The following is a 16,934-nucleotide window of genomic DNA, read 5'->3' as shown; positions in this document are numbered from 1 at the left end:
GGCGCGCGGGGCGGGGGGCGCGGGGCGCGCGGGGGCGGGGCGCGCTGGGCGGGCTGGGCGGGCTGGGCGGGCGGAGGGGCGGGCGCTGCGGAGTCTGGGGGAAGAACGGCGCTAGGGTCGGCTCGCATGAGCATTAGCCACGTGCGGACGCATCGGGTGTCGGCGCCGCTGCACACGCCGTTCGTCACCGCGCTCCGCCGCGCCACCACCGTCGAGACGCTCATCGTGGAGATCGTCGACGCCGACGGGCGGTCGGGCTTCGGTGAGGCGCCGCAGGTCTGGCAGGTCACCGGCGCGTCGGTGGCCGGCAGCGAGGCGTGCGTGCGTGACCTGCTCGGTCCGCTGTTGACCGGCCGTGACCCCGACGACCTCAACGCCCGCTGCGCCGAGATCCGGCGAGCGGTCGCCGGCAATGAGGCCGCTAAGGGCGCCGTCGACACCGCGCTGCACGACCTGGCGGCGCGCCGGTTGGGCGTACCCCTTGCGCGGATGCTCGGTGGGACGGCCCGGCGGGTGCCGACGGACGTCACGCTGTCGGCGGGCGCGGCCGGTGAGCTCGCCTCGGCGGCCCGGGATCGGGCGGCCGAGGGTTTCACCGTGCTCAAGGTGAAAGTCGGCACGGACGCGGAGACCGACCTGAGCCGCGTGCGCCACGTGCGCGAGGCCGTCGGCCCTGACGTGCGCATCCGACTGGACGCCAACCAGGGCTGGACGCCGCGCGAGGCGGTCCGGGTGATCCGCGGTATCGAAGACGCCGGCCTCGACGTCGAGCTGGTCGAGCAGCCGGTGGCGGGCCGCGACCTCGACGGGCTGGCGTGGGTCAGCGACCGGGTCGGCGTGCCGATCCTCGCGGACGAGGCGGTGTTCGGCGTGCGCGATCTCGTCGAGGTGATCCGGCGCCGCGCGGCCGACATGGTCAACGTCAAGCTCGCCAAGTGCGGCGGCCTCGGCCCGGCACGCACCCTGCTCGAGCTCGCCGCCGCGCACGGCATGGGCACGGTCGTCGGTTCGATGATGGAGACGCAGGTGGGCATCGGCGCCGCCGCCAGCCTCGTCGCCGCGGTTGGCACCACCGCGATATCGGACCTCGATGCCGCCTGGTGGCTCGCCTCGTCGCCGGTCCAGGGCGGCATCGTGTACGCGGACGCGGCCGTGCGGCTTTCCGACACTCCCGGGTTGGGTGTCACCGCCGTGGTGTGAAGATAATATTCGGTAGGGAAGCATCCACCGATACTTCCCTACGAGGAGGCGCCGTGCCGCTGGCACCGGGTAGGGAGGCCGTCGTCCGGGTCACGGCGGCGACGCTGTGGTCCGGCCCCGAGGCGGTACGCCCCGTCGACCGGCCCGCGATCGGGCCACTCGCCGACATACCCACCTGGGTGTCCGGCATGGACCCTGATCAGCAGGTCAGTGACTGTGTACTCAGTCAGCTACTGCTCGGGGAGCGAGTGCTCGTCGAGGAGCTGCGCCCCGACGGCTGGGCACGGGTCGTCGCGGTCGAGCAGCCGGCCGCCAGGCTAGACCCCCGCGGGTACCCGGGCTGGCTGCCAGCCGCCCAGCTCGCCGCCGACCACCCGGCGCCAGCCTCGTACGTGGTCGACGCTGTCATCACCGCTCTGCGCGCCACGCCCGGCGGTGCGGTCGCCCTGGCCGGCGTCATCCTCGGGACCCGGTTCGCGGCGGCCGGCCCCGCGCGCGGCGGCTGGCTCCCCGTGGAGGTGCCCGGACACGACGCTCCACTGTGGGCGTCCGAAGTGGACCTCACGCCGCTGCCCACCCGCGTGCCGACCGCCGCCGAGGTGCTGGCGGTGGCCCGCAGGCTCGACGACGTCCTGTACGTCTGGGGTGGCGTCTCCCCGTACGGCATCGACTGCTCGGGTCTGGTGCATCTGGCGTGGCGGCGCTTCGGGGTGCGGCTGCCGCGCGACGCCGACGACCTGGCGCGCGCCACCACGCCCCTACCCCTCGGCGACGAGCGCCCCGGCGACCTGTATTTCTTCGCACGCCCCGGCCAGCAGGTGCACCACATCGGCTTCGTGTCGGCGGCACCCGGCGCCGGTGGGCACCGGCAGATGCTGCACGCCTGCTACACCAAGCGCCGCGTGCTCGACGAGCCGATGGCCCCCGACCGCGCCGCCACCCTGGTCGGCGCCCACCGCGTCACACAATAAGCGAGGGAGTTGGCGCGGCGGCGCCTGGACCGAGGAGCGCAGCGACGAGGGAAGGCGTCGCCCTTGGGCGCCGCACGACCGAGCGAACCAGCAAATTCAGTCAGCGCCAGCCCGCACTAACTCTTTCTTGGCGTCTCGCGCCGACTTGAGAAGGCTGGCGACCGTCGACAGGACCAGCGTGCCGATGATGACGGTCAGGGACAGCCAGATCGGGATGTGCGGCGCCCAACCGATGTGCTCGCCACCGTTGATGAACGGCACGTTGTTGTCGGCGAGCGCCTCGAGCACCAGCTTGACGCCGATGAAGCCGAGGATGACGGCGAGGCCGAGGGTCAGGTAGACCAGCCGCTCCAGCAGGCCACCGAGCAGGAAGTAGAGCTGGCGCAGGCCCATAAGAGCGAACACGTTGGCGGTGAAGACCAGGTACGGCTCGGAGGTGATGCCGAAGATGGCGGGGATCGAGTCGAGCGCGAAGATCAGGTCGGTGGTGCCGATCGCGATCATCACGAGCAGCAGCGGTGTGAACATCCGCCGCCCGTCGCCGTTGACCGTCGTGAACCGGCCGTTGCCGAAGTCGGGCGAGACCCGCAGCGCCCGCCGCGCCCAGCGGATCACCACGTTTTCCTTGAAGTCGTCCTCATCCATCTCGCCCTGCCGTGCGAGCCCCACGGCGGTGTAGATGAGGAAGGCACCGAAGACGTAGAACACCCACGAGAACTGGGAGATGAGGGCCGAGCCCGCCGCGATGAAGCCACCACGCATCACGAGCGCCAGGATGATGCCGAACAGCAGCACCTCTTGCTGGAAGCGCCGCGGCACCGCGAAACGGCTCATGATGATGACGAAGACGAAGAGGTTGTCGACCGACAGGCTGTATTCGGTAAGCCAGCCGGCGTAGAACTCGGCCGCTGGTGTGGCCCCGGCGGTAAGCCAGACGCCGACGCCGAAGATGAGCGCCAGCGCCACGTAAAAGCCGACCCAGAGGCCGGCTTCCTTGAGGCTTGGTTCGTGCGGACGCCGACCGACGATTAACAGATCGACAGCGAGCATTGCGACCATCGTCACCAGCGTGACGATCCACACCCAGGTGGGCACGTTCAACGTAGACCTCCGGCAGACACACGACATCGCCCCGCAGTCGTCCTCGGGCCCACCCGGAACGTCGAAACGTGGCGATGTGATTTCTGTCGGAGGTCTCTTCCGCCGCGGTCCGAGTGGTCATGACCGTGGCCGGCGGCGCCGGGTCAGAGCCCCGGTGAACCGGACGCTGACCGTGTTGACGACTCCGCCGCGGGGAATACTCCCCTCCTTGCGACCCATCATCCACCATCACCGCCGCTTTTGGCACATTGGCACGGCCTGTAGTGCCCTTCCTCTCACACTCACTCAGGCGTCCTAGGAGGCTAGGTGCGCGATCCGACACCGGCTTCGCGTGCCAGGCCATTGACGCAGTCGCGCAGGAACCGGCCGAGAAGCCAGCGCCAGAACCATCCAGTGCCGGGCACAGCTGGGTCGAACGTCGAGTGCCACCGGATGGTGGTGCCGTCCGCCTTCGGGGTGAGGTCGATGTCCGCACGGTAGTTGCGCAACGGCATGCCCGACAGCAGGACATAGCTGAGCCGGCGGCCGGGCACCCGCTCGACGATCTCCTCCCGGCTGGTGAACGGCCAGGTGCGGAACACCCGGATCGCGCCCACGCCTTCCGGCACGCCCTCCCCCGGCCGCTCCAGCTCGAACGAGCCGAGCCCCGTCCAGGTGGGCCACGTCGCCCCCGACTCGACCAGCGCGTACACGGTGGCGGCGTCGGCCGCGGAGTGGGCCGACACATCGATGTCCAGTGGCATGTACCATATGGTACATGCCCGAGCCACGGCAGCGCCTCCTGGACGCGGCCATCGACCACCTCGCCGCGCACGGGCTGAGCGACCTCAGCCTCCGGCAGCTGGCGGCGACGCTCGGCACCAGCCACCGCATGCTGATCTACCACTTCGGCTCCAAGGAAGGGCTGCTCGTCGAGGTCGTCCGCACGGTGGAGCGGCAGCAACGAGACGCGTTCGCCGGGCTGGACGGATACGCGCCGGGCGAGGCGATCCGGCAGATGTGGCGGCGCTTCGCCGACCCGTCGCTGTGGCCGCACGAGCGGCTGTTCTTCGAGATCTACGGCCAGGCGCTGCAGGGCCGCCCGCACGCCGTGCCGTTGCTCGACGGCATCGTCGATTCCTGGCTGGCGCCAGCGGTTGAGTTCGCGCGCCGGCACGGCGTACCCGAAGACGTGGCACGGGCCGACGCGCGTCTCGGGGTCGCGGTCATGCGCGGCCTGCTCCTCGACCTGCTCGCCACCGGCGACCGACCCGCGGCCGACGCGGCGCTGGAGCGGTTCGTGGCCGGCTACGAGGCCCTGACGGGCTCGAACCTGGCGCGGCGGCCGAGCACCGAAAAGCCCAGCCGTGCGTAGAGACGCGCGGCGCCCGGATTGTTGACGTTGACGTCGAGCAGGGCGGCGGTGGCGCCGTCGGCGCGCATCCGGCGCAGTGCCTCGACGACGAGGGCTGTCGCGATGCCGCGCCCGCGCGCCTCCGGCCGCACCCCAACCTGCACGATCCACCCGTCCGCACACGTCACGAACCCGAGATCGGCTGCGCTTTCAGGCGCCGCGTCGATGATCGATTCGGGCGCTTCGGTCGCGAGCAGCGACCAGTCGGGACGGAACTCGTCGTCGCCGGCCGTCCACGCCACCCACCGTTCCGCGGGCCAGCCCGGAAAACCCGGCCGTTCGCGGAACGCCGCCTCGTGGACCGCGAAGAACCGCGCCACCGTCTCCGGCGCCCACGTGATCATCCGTACGCCGGCCGGCACCGGCACCAGGGGCAGATCAGTGGACAGGTCGATGCGCATGACATCTTCGGCGAACACCTGCCGCAGCCCGCGACTCTCGAACAGCCGCTCCGCCTCGGGCGTCACGGCTTCGGTCTCCAGCACGACATCGCTGGTGAACGTGCCCGCTGCCGCCAGCGCCCAGTCCAGCAACCGCGAGCCCACGCCGACTCCACGGTGCGCCGGGTCGACCATGCCGGTGATCATCGCCCGCTCCCCGACCCGCCGCACGACGGCCACCGCGACCAGCTCCCCCGCCGCCGTACGGCCAGCGCTGGTGATCGCGTCGCTGTCCCTGTATCGGCTGATCGCCACCTCGGTCAGGCCGCCGTCCACGGCGCGGCAACGCTCGGCAAGGTCGGCGACGTCAGAGGCGCTCGCCGCACCGAGCGGCCCCCAGGTCAGTTCGGCTGGCACGCCGCTGAGCCTACGAGACCCACCCTCGCCGCGGCGCCCCGCTATTTGACGCCGGCGGCGTCCATGCCGCGGAGCTCCTTCTTCAGGTCGGATACCTCATCGCGGATGCGAGCGGCCAACTCGAACTGGAGCTCGCGCGCCGCCGCCAGCATCTGGTCGTTGAGGTCCTGGATCAGCTGCGCCAGCTCAGCCCGGGCCATGCCCTCGGGGGCAGGGCGGGTGGCGCCCCTGCCGCGCGAACGGGTCTCGGGCACCGGGGCCTTGCCGCGAGACATCTGCCGACCGGCGCCGCCGATGATGGCGCCACCAGGGCCGTGGCCGCCGAGCGCGCCCTCGGTGTCGTCGGCCTCGCGATAGATGTCGTCGAGGATGTCGTGGATCTTCTTGCGGAGCGGCTCGGGCGAGATGCCGTTGGCCTCGTTGTACGCCACCTGCTTGGCGCGGCGCCGGTTGGTCTCGTCGATCGCGTTGGCCATCGACGGGGTCATCTTGTCGGCGTACATGTGGACCTGGCCCGACACGTTTCGGGCGGCGCGGCCGATGGTCTGGATCAACGAGGTGCCGCTGCGCAGGAAGCCCTCCTTGTCGGCGTCGAGGATCGCGACCAGCGACACCTCGGGCAGGTCGAGGCCCTCGCGGAGCAGGTTGATGCCCACGAGGACGTCGAAGTCACCCTTGCGCAGCTCGCGCAGCAGCTCGACGCGGCGCAGGGTGTCGACCTCGGAGTGCAGGTAGCGCACGCGGATGCCGTGCTCCAGCAGGTAGTCGGTGAGGTCTTCGGCCATCTTCTTGGTGAGGGTGGTGACCAGTACCCGCTCGTCGCGCTCGGTGCGCAGGTTGATCTCGTGCATGAGGTCGTCGATCTGGCCCTTGGTGGGCTTGATGATCACCTCGGGGTCGATCAGGCCGGTCGGGCGGATGACCTGCTCGACGAACTCGCCGCCGGAGTGCTGGAGCTCCCACGGCCCGGGCGTGGCCGACAGGAACACCATCTGCCCCACTCGCTCCAGGAACTCGTCGAACCGCAGCGGTCGGTTGTCGGCGGCGCTGGGGAGCCGGAAGCCGTGCTCGATCAGCAGCCGCTTGCGGGACGCGTCACCCTCGTACATCGCGCCGATCTGCGGGATCGTCTGGTGCGACTCGTCGATCACCGTCAGGAAGTCGTCGGGGAAGTAGTCGAGGAGGCAGTGCGGCGGGCTGCCGGGCTCACGGCCGTCGATGTGCATCGAGTAGTTTTCGATGCCCGAGCAGAACCCGACCTGCCGCATCATCTCCAGGTCGTACGTCGTGCGCATGCGCAGCCGCTGAGCCTCCAGCAGCTTGCCCTGCCGCTCCAGCTCTTCGAGGCGCTCGGCCAGCTCGGCCTCGATGCCGCGCATCGCCCGCTCCATCCGCTCGGGACCGGCGGCGTAGTGGGTCGCGGGGAAGATGAGGAGCTGGTCGACCTCCCGCACCACGTCACCGGTGAGCGGGTGCAGGTAGTACAGCTTTTCGACCTCGTCGCCGAAGAGCTCGATGCGGACCGCCAACTCCTCGTACGCCGGGATGATCTCCAGCGTGTCGCCGCGCACCCGGAACGTGCCCCGGTTGAACGCCATGTCGTTGCGGGTGTACTGGATGTCGACTAGCCGGCGCAGCAGCTTGTCGCGGTCGACCTCCTTGCCCACCTGCACACGGACCGACCGGTCGAGGTATTCCGACGGGGTGCCCAGGCCATAGATCGCGGAGACCGTGGCCACCACGATCACGTCGCGCCGGGTCAGCAGCGACATGGTTGCCGAGTGCCGCAGCCGCTCGACCTCCTCGTTGATCGAGGAGTCCTTTTCGATGTAGGTGTCGGTCTGCGGGATGTACGCCTCGGGCTGGTAGTAGTCGTAGTACGACACGAAGTATTCGACGGCGTTGTTGGGCATCAGCTCGCGGAACTCCTTGGCGAGCTGGGCGCATAGGGTCTTGTTGTGCGCGAGCACGAGGGTCGGCCGCTGGAGCCGCTCGACGAGCCAGGCCGTGGTGGCGCTCTTGCCCGTACCGGTGGCGCCGAGCAGCACGGTGTGGCGGTCACCCCGGCGCACTCGACGCTCAAGGTCATCGATGGCTGTCGGCTGGTCACCAGACGGCTTGTAGTCGCTGATTACCTCGAAACGGCCATCCACGCGTGGGATCTCGAGAGCCATGTTCTAAACCGTACGCCGCCCCACCGACAACATTCGCCCGCCCAGGTAACGTCTACGATCAACTTCGATATTGTCATTGTGTGGGAAAGATCACCGCGCTACCGTCTTAAGTGTAGGCCGCTCGCGGCGGCCGATCGGGCAGGTGACCGGGCCTCCACACCGGCTGGGCACCCCCGACGCAGGGTTGCAGCCCCGGCGGCTAGTCGGTGAGCGCACTCGAGTGGTCGCGCAGGACGCGCTGACCGGCCGCCGCGAGCGCCCCAAATCCAGAACCGTCGCCCACCGCGACGAGCGCACCCGCGCAAAGCACGCAGGAACGCCCAAAAAACACGTCACCTCTCGCGCGCTGAGCCAGTTCAACCTCCCGTGAAGGGAACCCAAGACCGGCGCCGCATTGTCGCCGTCATCGCCCTCGTCTGCCTCGGCGGCGGCACGCTCGCCAGCATGGCCACTGGCCTGGTCTCGTGCGCGCCCACGAACGAGCCCGTCAAAGCCCGGCAGCTCACCGCCGCGGAGGCGGAACGGCTCGGCGGCATGCGCGCCCGCAACTACAAGGATGCGCGGGTCGGCCTGCGGGCGACGGTGGGCAAGCCGGGCAGCGAGATCCGGCTCGCCGGCTGGGTCGACTGGCACCGGCCGCTGGTATACCTCGCGGCCACCACGCCCACAGCGAGTCCGGACGACGGGCTCCTCCAGTCGGTACCCGGTCTCGTGGCCACCCGACCGGGCCGCGCCGTGGAGCCCCCCACCGTTCCGCCCACCGACAACTGGAGCGTACGACCGTTCACGGCCGCCTCCTCGACGCCCGCGGTGATCGACTCGTTCCTCGCTCTGCTGTTCGCGATCGCCAGCGCGGAGCCCGACGCGGCCGATCTGCTGGCGCGCAGCGAGGCCAAGTGGATCGGCCGCGACAAGATCAGCGACCACCCGGTCGACATCCTGCTCGGCCCGGCAGTCCCACCCCGGCCGACACCGACAAAGACGACATCACCACAGACGGCATCACCAAAGACGAAACCACCAAAGACGAAACCACCAAAGACGAAACCGACGAAGAAACCAACGTCGACGCCGAGCGCCGCCAAACCGGTAGGACCCGCAAGTCCCACCCCCTCCCCCGGCTCGCTCGCCGCGATGGGCGGCGCCGTGAAGTACTGGCTGGACGGCGACGCCCGCCTACACAAGTTCGAGGCGCTGCTCACCAAGGACCTGCCGGTAACCGTCGAGCTTCGTCGCGAGGACAGGCCCGAACTGGTCGCGATCGACGCGTTCGGCGGGCGGGGCGCCAAGCCGCGCCAGGTGACCGCCCGCGAGGCGGCCGTGCTTGCGGCGATGCGCCAGCGGAACCGCGCGGTCGGCGGCGGCGAGCTCACCCTCAACGTGCCGATGCTGCCAACCGGCTCGCTCCAGGCCAAGGGCTGGATCGACTGGCGCTCGACGGTGGCGTACTTCCTGGCACACGAGAAGGACCAGGGCTACCTCATGCGGGTCAACCGCGCGGGCGTGTCGGTGCAGAAGGCGAAGAAGGACGCGGAGAAGCCGCCGCTGCCGCCGGCGAAGACGGGCTGGGAGCTCATCCCATGGGTGCGCCGTGGCGACGCGCTCGGCGGCCTCGACCTGGACATGTTGGTCAACGAGGCTCTCGCGGTCAGCAGCAGCGGCCGCGACGACGCCAAGAAGCTCCGCAAGGTGGCCCGCTGGCTGCGCGCGGACACGCTCGACGGCACGCCGGTGACCGTGTACGAGATCTCGAAGGTGGCCGACGTCGGCGGGGCGCGAGGGCAGGCCACGATCAGGTACTGGGTGGACAAGTCGGGTGGCCTGCGGCGGCTCGAACTGCGCACCCGCATCGGCGCCTACGGCCAGCTCGACATCAAGCCGGGTCGGGTGCCAAAGCTCAAATAAGCACGATGGTGGCCGGGCGGCCGGGGTCGGCGCTGCCGTGCCGGCCGTCCGCCAGCCGCGGGAACCCCGCCAGACCCAGCTCGTCACCCGAGCTCTGCCTTCCCGCGCGCCGCGCACCGGTTTCGTCGGCCCGTCGCTCGGTCCAGGCGCCGCCGGCCCCGAAGCCGTGCACCTCGATCACGCCATTGTCCGCGAGGCGTGGCTCGCCGCCCAGCACGTGCCCGAGCCGCGCGGCGACCCGCGGCCAGTCCTCCGGGCGTACCAGAGCACCAGGCTCAGCCACCCGCCCACGCCGCACGTTCTCCTCGTAAGGGACGAGCCGGTCGTCCCACAGCGCGTCGACCCGCGCGGCGAGGTCGTCGAGCGTGGCGTCGTTGCGCAGCAGCACGTCGGCGACCGCGCGCCGGTCGGCGTCGCCGGCCTGCGCGGCGATCCGCGCCCGCGCCTGCGGCGCGGGCATTCCCCGGTCTCGCACCAGTCGCTCCACGCGGGTGGCTTCGTCCGCCTCGACCACGATCACGAGATGGTACGCGGGCGCGAGCCCCACCTCGGCGAGTAGCGGGACGTCGTTGAGCACGATCGCGTCGGGCGGGGCGGCGGCGGTCAGCTCGACGGAGCGCTCGCGGACCCGCGGGTGCACGATCGCCTCCAAGCGCCGCCGGGCCGCCTCGTCGCCGAAGACCCGAGTGCCCAGCGCGGGCCGGTCCAGTTCGCCGTCTGGTCCCAGTACCCCATCGCCGAAGGCCGCCACGACGGCGGCCAATCCCGGCGTCCCCGCCGCGACCACCTCGCGCGCCAGCCGGTCGGAGTCGACGAGCAGCGCGCCTCGCGCGGCGAGGCGGCTCGCCACCGCGCTCTTGCCCGCTCCGATACCGCCGGTGAGCCCGATCGTCAGCACGACGCCAGGTTAGCGAAACGGCCCCCGCGAAGTGCGGGGGCCGTGCTCGTTGCCCTGGCGCCTGAGGGGCGCCGCCTTCCCTCGCGCCGCGCACCGACTTCGTCGGCGCGTCGCTCAGTCCAGGCGACGCCGGCCCCAGGGCCGTCGGTGGTGCTGAGATCTACTTGCCGCCGGCGAGCTTCTCGCGCAGCGCGGCCAGCGCCTCGTCGGTGGCGAGGGTGCCCGCGGGCTCCTCCGCCTGGCGTGCCGGAGCCGCCGTGGACGACGACGTGCCGCCGCCACCATTGGTCGGGGCCGGCGCGGCCGCCGCGTCGGCGTCTGCCGCACGAGCGGTCTGCACCTGCTTGGTGTGGGCCTCCCAGCGCTGGCGGGCCTCAGCGTACTGCTGCTCCCACGTCTCGCGCTGCTTGTCGTACCCTTCGAGCCACTCGCCGGTCTCCGGGTCGAAGCCCTCGGGGTAGATGTAGTTGCCCTCGTTGTCGTACGTGGCGGCCATGCCGTAGAGGGTCGGGTCGAAGTGCTCCTCGCCCTCGACGAAGCCCTCGTTGGCCTGCTTGAGCGACAGCGAGATCCGCCGGCGCTCCAGGTCGATGTCGATGACCTTGACCATCACGTCGGAGCCGACCTGCACGACCTGCTCCGGGATCTCCACGTGGCGCTCGGCCAGCTCGGAGATGTGCACCAGGCCCTCGATGCCGTCGTCGACCCGCACGAACGCGCCGAACGGCACCAGCTTGGTCACCTTGCCCGGCACGATCTGCTGGATCGCGTGGGTGCGGGCGAACTGGCGCCACGGGTCTTCCTGCGTGGCCTTGAGCGACAGCGAGACACGCTCGCGGTCGAGATCGACGTCGAGAACCTCGACCTCGACCTCCTGGCCCACCTCGACGACCTCGGACGGGTGGTCGATGTGCTTCCAGGACAGCTCGGACACGTGCACCAGGCCGTCGACGCCGCCAAGGTCGACGAACGCGCCGAAGTTGACGATCGAGGACACGACGCCCTTGCGGACCTGGCCCTTCGCAAGCTTGTTGAGGAACTCGGTGCGCACCTCGGACTGCGTCTGCTCCAGCCACGCCCGGCGGGACAGGACCACGTTGTTGCGGTTCTTGTCCAGCTCGATGATCTTCGCCTCGAGCTCCCGGCCGACGTACGGCTGCAGGTCGCGAACGCGGCGCATCTCGACCAGCGAAGCTGGCAGGAAGCCGCGCAGCCCGATGTCGAGGATCAGACCACCCTTGACCACCTCGATGACCGAGCCGCGCACGACCCCGTCCTCGTCCTTGATCTTCTCGATGGTGCCCCAGGCGCGCTCGTACTGCGCCCGCTTCTTCGAGAGGATCAGACGCCCTTCCTTGTCCTCCTTCTGGAGAACCAGGGCCTCGATGTGATCACCGACCGACACCACCTCAGCGGGGTCCACGTCATGCTTGATCGACAACTCGCGCGAGGGGATGACGCCCTCGGTCTTGTAGCCGATGTCGAGCAGGACCTCGTCCCGATCGACCTTGACGACGGTGCCTTCGACAATGTCGCCGTCGTTGAAGTACTTGATGGTCTCGTCGATCGCGGCGAGGAACGCCTCCTCGGACCCGAGGTCGTCGACGGTGACCTTGTTTGCGCTCGAGGTGGCCTCGATGCTGCTCGTCATGTGGACTGTTGCTCCGAACGGATGGTGTCGCGGTAACCTGCGCGCGCTCACGGACCCGCCGCCGGGCACAGCGCAACGTCGTCGATGATGCAGAATCGCCGGTGATGCTGGGATGTGTCCGTCGACCGCGGACCTACTCCCTGCCGAGGCCACGATCCGCGAGTGCATCGAACAGCTTACCGTGCGCATTACCACAGCGTGCAAGCCCCACCGCCACCTGATGTACGGTGTGTTTCCCAAACGCCATGAATTGCCCCGCATCCAGCCCTGATGTAGCGCTGGTCACACCTCGGTCCGCAACAGCATCGCACCGCCGTACGCGAGAGCCGCGATCGTACCGGCGAGCAGGACGAGCACCCACACCTCGTTCGCGACCAGCGTCCGGCGCTCCAGGATGCGAGTGTCGCTTCCGTCCTGGTAGTAGTGCTTGTGCCGGACGTACAGGAGCATCCGCTGCACCGCCCCGATAAGCAGGAACCAGACCCACATGTGCGCGTAGAGCGTCTGCAGGGGCGCGTCGACCTTCGCCGCCGCCAGCCCGATGACCACCATCAGCGCGGGCACCACCAGCCACCCCACGAGGCCGCGCACGGCGATCAGCATGACCACCAGAAACCCGAGGCTGGCCCAGAGCACCGCCTCGGCCTGGCCACGGACACGACGAACTTGCTGACATACCAGAGCGGCACCGCCAGCACCCAGGACAGCAGCGCCGCCGTCCACGTCATCTTCGAGGCCGCGCCCACGGCAGGCACCGTATCGACGGGCGTTGATCATCTCTATGGGGATACGGACACGGGTGCCGGGCCATGGCGGCCGATGGGCCAGAATGATCGGGTGACAGACACGGCTGCCCCGCGCGTGGCCCGCCGCCCGCTGGGCGACGCCGAGACCCGCCGCGCCAACCGCCACTGGTGGGACCGCGACGCCGACGCGTACCAGGCCGAACACGGGGCGTTCCTCGGCGACGTCGACTTCGTCTGGTGCCCGGAAGGCCTGCGCGAGGCCGACGCCGGGCTCCTCGGGCCGGTCGCCGGTCACCGGGTGCTCGAGGTCGGCTGCGGCGCGGCGTCCGCCGGGCGCTGGCTCGCGACGCAGGGTGCCCAGGTGGTCGGCATCGACCTGTCCGCGGGCATGTTGCGGCACGCGGTCGAGGCCTCCGCGCGCTCCGGTGTACAGGTACCGCTGGCGCAAGCCGACGTGCTGGCCCTTCCTTTCGCCGATGGGGCGTTCGACATCGTGTGCACGGCGTTCGGAGCCATCCCGTTCGTGGTCGACTCGGCGGCCGCCATGCGCGAGGTGCACCGGGTCCTGCGCCCCGGCGGCCTGTGGGTCTTCTCCGCGACCCACCCGATGCGCTGGATCTTCCTCGACGACCCGGGGGAGGGCGGGCTGCTCGCCGTCCACTCGTACTTCGACCGCAGCCCTTACGTCGAGTCCAATGAGGGCGGCGTACCCACATACGTCGAGCAGCACCGCACGCTCGGCGACCGCGTCCGCGAGCTGGTGGGCGCCGGCTTCGTCCTGCGCGATCTCATCGAACCCGAGTGGCCCGAAGGCCACACCCAGGAATGGGGCCAATGGAGCCCGATGCGCGGCCGCCTCTTCCCCGGCACCGCCATCTTCGTATCCACCAAGCCCTAGCTGTGATCAGGGCGTCCGCCGCGCGGCCACGCCTCTCCCCCACCCCCCGCTGATCAAGGACGAACGCACGTGGTTGGATCTCAAAACCACGTGCGTTCGCCCTTGATCGATGCAAACGGCCTTGATCGACGGGCGGCACCAGCCCGGCGACGACGACACCAGGCGCCAGCGCGAGAACGAGTGGCGGCGCAGCGGCAGCGATTACACCCAACCCGGCCGTTTGAGCAACGGGCAAGGTGGCGGCGCCGGCGGCGGGCATCGCCGCACATCGAGATTGCCCTAGGTCGTGCGTATGGAGCGGGCGAATCGCCGCACTCCCCGCCGCCGTCGCCGCCGGGCACGAGTCCAGGGTCGCGATCTCCGTTCGGTCTTTGCCGCATCCCGCGCGGACGGCGGGCCGCACACGATCGGCGCCCGGAGGGGCGCCGATCGAGGAACATCGCATCGATCAAGGGGCGCGCCGCAGAGAGCACGGAACGCGGGCGCGACGGCGGGGTTAGTGGTCGGCGCTGTTCCAGTCTTGGCCCACGCCTACGGAGACCTCCAACGGGACCGACAGGGGGTAGGCGTTGCCCATCTCCTGGCGCACCAGCGCCTCGACCGCGTCGCGCTCGCCTTCCGCCACCTCGAACACCAGCTCGTCATGCACCTGAAGCAGCATCCGCGACCGCATCCCGGTGGCGCGTAGCGCCTTGTCGACGTGCAGCATCGCCACCTTGATGATGTCGGCGGCCGAGCCCTGGATCGGGGCGTTGAGGGCCATCCGCTCTGCCATCTCGCGCCGCTGCCTGTTGTCGCTGATCAGGTCGGGCAGGTACCGGCGGCGACCGAGGATGGTCTGCGTGTAGCCGTCCTGCCGCGCCTGCGCCACCACCGCGTGCAGGTAGTCGCGCACCCCGCCGAACCGCTCGAAGTACTCGTCCATCAGCGCCCGCGCCTCTTCGGTTGGGATGCCGAGCTGCTGGGACAACCCGTAGACCGACAGCCCGTACGCCAGGCCGTAGTTCATCGCCTTGATCTTGCGACGGTGGTCGGCTGTGACCTCGGACAGCGGGATGCCGAACACCGACGACGCGGTCGCGGCGTGGAAGTCGGCGCCCGAGTTGAACGCGTCGATCAGCGCCTCGTCCTTGGACAGGTCGGCCATGATGCGCATCTCGATCTGGCTGTAGTCGGCGCTCATCAGGCACTCGTATCCGGAACCGACCACGAACGCCCGCCGGATCCGCCGGCCCTCCTCGGTGCGGATGGGGATGTTTTGCAGGTTGGGGTCGGTCGACGAGAGGCGGCCGGTGGCGGCGACGGTTTGGAAGTACGTCGTGTGGATGCGACCGTCGTCGGAAACCGACTTCAGCAAACCGTCGACAGTGGACTTGAGCTTGGCGACGTCGCGGTGTCGCAGCAGGTGCTCCAGCAGCGGGTGGCCGGTCTGCGCGAACAGGCCCTGCAGCGCGTCGGCGTCGGTGGTGTAGCCGCTCTTGATGCGCTTGGTCTTCGGCAGGTCGAGCTCGCCGAACAGGATCTCCTGCAGCTGCTTGGGCGAGCCGAGGTTGAACTCGCGCCCCACGACCGCGTATGCCGCCTGGGCAGCCGCCTTGACCTCGGCCGCGAAGTGGCTCTCCAGACCCGAGAGGTATTCGGTGTCGGCGGTGATGCCGGTGCGCTCCATCTCGGCGAGGATCTCGACCAGCGGCAGCTCGACGTCGGCCATCAGCTCCAGGGACAGCTCGCCGTCGCGCGACAGCTCGGCGTCGATCGCGCCGGCCAGGTCGAGCGTGGCCCGGGCGCGGAGCATCAAGTTGTTTGACGCCTCACCGGCTGGGTCGCCAAAGCCGAAGCCGTCGAGCGTGAGCTGGCCGGTCTCGGGCGCGTCGACCCGCAGCTCGCGGTGCAGGTAGCGCAGGGCCAGGTCGGTCAGGTCGTAGGTGCGCTGGTCGGGGCGGGCCAGGTAGGCCGCGATCGCCGTGTCGCGGGTGACGCCGCGCAGCTCCCAGCCGCGGGCGCGGAACGCGAGCAGCGCCGGCTTGCTGTCGTGGATCACCTTGGGCCGCTCGGGGTCGGCTAGCCAGGCACCGACGGCGGCCTCGTCGGCCTCGCCGAGCTCGGCGGGGTCGAACCACGCGGCGGGACCGTCGGCGGCGGCCAGCGCGACACCGATCAGCTCGCCCGTGCCCCGGCCGAACCGCCCGGCCACGGCGACACCCAGCGGCGAGCCCGACGGCGCGTGCGCCTGGAGCCACCCGGCCACCTCGCCGCCGGCCAGGACGTAGCCGTCGAGCTCGAACCCGGACTCGGCCTCCGGCTCGACGGCGTCGAGGTACTGGTACAGCCGCTCGCGCAGGACCCGGAACTCCAGCGCGTCGAAGACCTGGTGCACCGCCTCGCGATCCCAGCCCTGCCACCGGGCGTCTTCGGGACGCAGCGGCAGCTCAAGGTCGCACACGAGCTGGTTGATCTCGTAGTTGCGCATCACGCTGGCCAGGTGGGCGCGCAGGTTGTCGCCGGCCTTGCCCTTGATCTTGTCGGCGTTGGCGATGACGCCTTCGAGCCCGCCGTACTCCTTGATCCACTTGGCCGCGGTCTTGTCGCCGACGCCCGGAACACCGGGCAGGTTGTCGCTGGTCTCACCGACCAGGGCGGCCTTGTCCCGATACTGCGAGGGGGGCACGAAGTATTTCGCCTCGACCGCCTCCGGGGTCATCCGCCAGACCTCTGAGACGCCGCGCACCGGGTAGAGCACGGTCACGTGCTCGTCGACCAGCTGGAACGCGTCGCGGTCACCGGTGCTGATCACCACCTCCATGCCGGCCTCGCGGCCCTGCATGGTCAGCGTGCCGATCACGTCGTCGGCCTCGTAGCCCGGCTTTTCCACGACCGGGATCCGCAGCGCGTCGAGGACCTCCTTGACCAGGCTGACCTGCCCCTGGAAGGGTGCGGGCGTCTCCGACCGGCCGGCCTTGTACTCCGCGTATTTCTCGGTGCGGAAGGACTGTCGCGACACGTCGAACGACACGATGATGTGCGTCGGCCGCTCGTCGCGCAGCATGTTGATCAGCATCGAGGTGAAGCCGAAGACCGCGTTGGTCGGCTGCCCGGTATGTGTCGAGAAGTTCTCCACCGGCAGGGCGAAGAACGCCCGGTAGGCGAGCGAGTGACCGTCGAGCAGGAGCAGGCGCGGCTTCGTTTCTGTCACAAATAGC

13 protein-coding genes are annotated in these 16,934 nt (G+C 70.1%); 5 read left to right on the top strand and 8 right to left on the bottom strand.

Going from position 1 to position 16,934, the window contains the following annotated elements; translation table 11 throughout:
* Positions 1-126: 126 nt before the first annotated feature.
* Together V6V89_RS34225 and V6V89_RS34220 are read left to right on the top strand one after the other, a co-directional pair.
* A complete protein-coding gene (locus tag V6V89_RS34225; protein WP_334623711.1) occupies positions 127-1,200 on the top strand; it encodes a mandelate racemase/muconate lactonizing enzyme family protein in 1,074 nt (357 codons plus the stop codon).
* A 53-nt stretch (positions 1,201-1,253) separates the two neighbouring features.
* Complete coding sequence (locus V6V89_RS34220) at positions 1,254-2,171, top strand: C40 family peptidase (RefSeq protein WP_334623710.1); 918 nt, start codon at positions 1,254-1,256, stop codon at positions 2,169-2,171.
* 96 nt (positions 2,172-2,267) lie between these two features.
* Here V6V89_RS34220 and V6V89_RS34215 read toward each other — a convergent pair whose 3' ends face one another.
* Together V6V89_RS34215 and V6V89_RS34210 are read right to left on the bottom strand one after the other, a co-directional pair.
* Positions 2,268-3,272 carry a TerC family protein gene (locus V6V89_RS34215; protein WP_334623709.1) on the bottom strand — a complete coding sequence of 335 codons (1,005 nt, stop codon included), beginning with the start codon at positions 3,270-3,272 and terminating at the stop codon, positions 2,268-2,270.
* 302 nt (positions 3,273-3,574) lie between these two features.
* Positions 3,575-4,015, bottom strand: a complete 441-nt coding sequence (locus tag V6V89_RS34210) for an SRPBCC family protein (protein ID WP_334623708.1) — start codon at positions 4,013-4,015, stop codon at positions 3,575-3,577.
* A gap of 14 nt (positions 4,016-4,029) precedes the next feature.
* Between V6V89_RS34210 and V6V89_RS34205 the strand changes: the two genes are divergently transcribed.
* A complete protein-coding gene (locus V6V89_RS34205; RefSeq protein WP_334623707.1) occupies positions 4,030-4,626 on the top strand; it encodes a TetR/AcrR family transcriptional regulator in 597 nt (198 codons plus the stop codon).
* On the opposite strand, the gene V6V89_RS34200 is transcribed toward V6V89_RS34205, so the two are convergent.
* A complete protein-coding gene (locus V6V89_RS34200; RefSeq protein ID WP_334623706.1) occupies positions 4,560-5,462 on the bottom strand; it encodes a GNAT family N-acetyltransferase in 903 nt (300 codons plus the stop codon). The two genes, V6V89_RS34205 and V6V89_RS34200, sit on opposite strands and share 67 nt — an antisense overlap.
* Positions 5,463-5,503: 41 nt before the next feature.
* Positions 5,504-7,636: an excinuclease ABC subunit UvrB gene (uvrB, locus tag V6V89_RS34195; protein WP_334623705.1), complete on the bottom strand. Its 2,133-nt coding sequence runs from the start codon at positions 7,634-7,636 to the stop codon at positions 5,504-5,506.
* Between the two features lie 366 nt (positions 7,637-8,002).
* On the opposite strand from uvrB, the gene V6V89_RS34190 reads away from it, so the two are divergent.
* Positions 8,003-9,541, top strand: a complete 1,539-nt coding sequence (locus V6V89_RS34190) for a hypothetical protein (RefSeq protein WP_334623703.1) — start codon at positions 8,003-8,005, stop codon at positions 9,539-9,541.
* On the opposite strand, the gene coaE is transcribed toward V6V89_RS34190, so the two are convergent.
* The 3 genes from coaE to V6V89_RS34175 all read right to left on the bottom strand — a co-directional run bounded on the left by coaE (position 9,534) and on the right by V6V89_RS34175 (position 12,867).
* Positions 9,534-10,439 carry a dephospho-CoA kinase gene (gene coaE, locus V6V89_RS34185; RefSeq protein ID WP_442935277.1) on the bottom strand — a complete coding sequence of 302 codons (906 nt, stop codon included), beginning with the start codon at positions 10,437-10,439 and terminating at the stop codon, positions 9,534-9,536. The two genes, V6V89_RS34190 and coaE, sit on opposite strands and share 8 nt — an antisense overlap.
* A 160-nt stretch (positions 10,440-10,599) precedes the next feature.
* Complete coding sequence (gene rpsA / locus V6V89_RS34180) at positions 10,600-12,090, bottom strand: 30S ribosomal protein S1 (RefSeq protein ID WP_334623702.1); 1,491 nt, start codon at positions 12,088-12,090, stop codon at positions 10,600-10,602.
* A gap of 282 nt (positions 12,091-12,372) precedes the next feature.
* Positions 12,373-12,867, bottom strand: a complete 495-nt coding sequence (locus tag V6V89_RS34175; RefSeq protein WP_334623701.1) for a M50 family metallopeptidase — start codon at positions 12,865-12,867, stop codon at positions 12,373-12,375.
* A 60-nt stretch (positions 12,868-12,927) separates the two neighbouring features.
* Here V6V89_RS34175 and V6V89_RS34170 point away from each other — a divergent pair, with 60 nt between their 5' ends.
* Positions 12,928-13,734: a class I SAM-dependent methyltransferase gene (locus tag V6V89_RS34170; RefSeq protein WP_334623700.1), complete on the top strand. Its 807-nt coding sequence runs from the start codon at positions 12,928-12,930 to the stop codon at positions 13,732-13,734.
* A 496-nt stretch (positions 13,735-14,230) separates the two neighbouring features.
* On the opposite strand, the gene polA is transcribed toward V6V89_RS34170, so the two are convergent.
* Complete coding sequence (polA, locus tag V6V89_RS34165) at positions 14,231-16,927, bottom strand: DNA polymerase I (RefSeq protein WP_334623698.1); 2,697 nt, start codon at positions 16,925-16,927, stop codon at positions 14,231-14,233.
* Positions 16,928-16,934: the final 7 nt, after the last annotated feature.

It is taken from the genome of Micromonospora sp. CPCC 206061 (genome assembly GCF_036906915.1).
In the GTDB taxonomy this organism is placed as follows: Bacteria; Actinomycetota; Actinomycetes; order Mycobacteriales; family Micromonosporaceae; genus Phytohabitans.
The sequence above is the reverse complement of the archived record's forward strand: the minus strand, read 5'-3'. Positions and strand labels throughout refer to the sequence as shown.